General features: G+C 68.2%; 1 protein-coding gene. It reads left to right on the plus strand.

Going from position 1 to position 2,423, the window contains the following annotated elements:
* Positions 1–2,270 (plus strand): DNA mismatch repair protein MutS (mutS, locus tag RMO81_RS12465; RefSeq protein ID WP_310476215.1); only part of this gene is annotated, 2,270 nt, incomplete at its 5' end.
* Positions 2,271–2,423 lie beyond the last annotated feature (153 nt).

The following is a 2,423-nucleotide window of genomic DNA, read 5'->3' on the forward strand; positions in this document are numbered from 1 at the left end:
CCAAACCCCCCACCCCCCTGCTGGCCCCCACCCCCTCCACCCGCCGGGCCACACTTCACCCCCCCCCCCCCCCTGGTGGGGGGGGGGGGGGGGGGGGCCCCAAGTCAAATGCCGGCCTCGCCTGGCTCGATCTGTCCACCGGCGCCTTTCACACCCGCGCTGGCAGCGCCGCCGAACTCAAAGGCGAAATCGCCCGCCTTGCGCCCGCCGAATTGCTGGCGCCCGAAGGCAACGCCCACAGTGGGGCAACCCCCCGCCCCACCGCAGATTTTTCCGCAGCCCGCGCCGCAGCCAGCCTCAAATCCCGCTTCGGCGTCGCCACGCTCGACGGTTGGGGTGATTTTTCCGGGCCAGAACTCGCCGCTGCCGGTGCGCTCCTCGCCTATGTGCAGGAAACCGCCCGCAGCGCCGCGCCCCTGATCCTGCCGCCGCGCCAGGAATTGCCGGGCAGCCGCATGGCCATCGATGCCGCCACCCGCACCAGCCTCGAACTGCAACGCGTCGCCTCGCGCCACAGCGTCGAAGCCGCCATCGATCGCACCGTTACCGCCGCCGGCGCGCGCCTGCTGGGCCAGGATATCGCCGCCCCGCTCACCGATCCTCACCTCATCAGCGCCCGCCTCGATCTGGTCAGCTGGTTCATCGCCGATCCCCTCACCCGCGCTGGCACGCGCGAAACACTGGCCGGCCTGCCCGATATCGCACGCGCACTGGCCCGGCTCAGCATCGGCCGCTGGAGCCCGCGTGATCTGGGCCAGCTCCACACCGGGCTTGCCCGCGCCATCGCACTCAAGGCGGCGCTCACCACCCGCGCCGCGCCGCCCCAACTTCTCGCTGAAACTCTGGGCAACATCGGCGCAAACCTTGGCGCGCTGGTCGAACAATTCGCCCGCGCCCTTGTCGATGAACCGCCCATCGAATTGCCCGGCGCCATCCGACCCGGCTTTGACGCCGCGCTCGACGCGCTGCGCGAAACAGCCCGTGATGGCCGCAGCGCCGTGGTTGGCCTCGAAACCCGCCTCAAATCCGAAACCGGCATCACGGCGCTCAAAATCCGCCATAACAACGTGTTGGGCTTTCACATCGAAGTCCCCGCCGCTCGCGCCGATCCGCTGCTGCGCGCCGATTCCGGCTTCATCCACCGCCAAACGATGGGTGGAGGCGGGGGGGCTGGCGCAGTGCGCTTCTCCTCCCCCGAACTCGGCGAACTCGGCACCAAAATCGCGCAGGCCGCCGATCACGCGTTGGCTGCCGAAGCCGCCCACCTCGAAGAATTGCGCGACACAGCGCTGGACCAGACGCAGTCCATCGCTGCCACCGCCGCCGCACTGGCCCGGCTCGATGTCGCCGCTGCCCTTGCTGAACTGGCGGCGTCCGAAAACTGGTGCCGCCCCATAGTGGACGCCAGCACAGCCTTTCATATCGAAGGCGGTCGGCATCCGGTGGTCGAACTCGCCATCCGCAAATCCGGCAGCCGCTTCACCCCCAATGATTGCGATCTGTCGACCGATCGCCGCGTCTGGCTGGTCACTGGCCCCAACATGGCCGGCAAATCCACCTTCCTGCGCCAGAATGCGCTGATCGCGGCGCTGGCCCAGGCCGGCAGCTATGTGCCCGCAACGTCAGCGCACATCGGCGTGGTGGACCGGCTCTACAGCCGCGTCGGCGCCGCCGATGATCTGGCGGAAGGCCGCTCTACCTTCATGGTCGAAATGGTCGAAACCGCCGCCATCCTTACCGGCGCCACCAACCGTTCACTGGTCATCCTCGATGAAGTCGGCCGTGGCACCAGCACCTACGACGGCCTCGCCATCGCCTGGGCCGTGCTCGAATCCGTGCACGATGACCTTCAGTGCCGCTGCCTGTTCGCCACCCATTATCACGAACTCGTGCCGCTCACTGCCAAGCTCGCCGGCCTCGCCAGCGTCACGGTAAAGGTGCGCGAATGGAAGGGCGATCTGGTCTTCCTGCACCAGGTTGCACCAGGCGCTGCCGACAAGAGCTACGGCCTCGCCGTGGCACGATTGGCCGGCGTGCCCCAACCCGTGCTGGCCCGCGCCCGCGCCGTCCTCACCCGCCTCGAAACCCGCCGCGACCAGACCGGCGGAATCGCGGCCGGTGTCGACAGCCTGCCCCTCTTCGCCGCCCCCGCTGCGCCTTTAGGCGACGACCTGCGTGAGAAACTGGCCAGCATCGACCCCGACAACATCACGCCTCGCGAAGCCCTCGATCTGCTGGCAGATCTCAAGGCCCTGGCAGTAAAATCCTGATCAGTTCGGGCTCCACACCCGCACCCAGTCCACTTCCATCGCCACTTCGCCGCGGCCCACCTTGTCCACCGTGGCTTGCGGCAGGCCGAAATAGGGCGACGTCACACCGTTGACCTTGCCCGGATAAACCCCGCCAATGGCAAAGTTGAGGAT

This window comes from Sandarakinorhabdus sp., assembly GCF_031422795.1.
Classification (GTDB): Bacteria; Pseudomonadota; Alphaproteobacteria; order Sphingomonadales; family Sphingomonadaceae; genus Sandarakinorhabdus.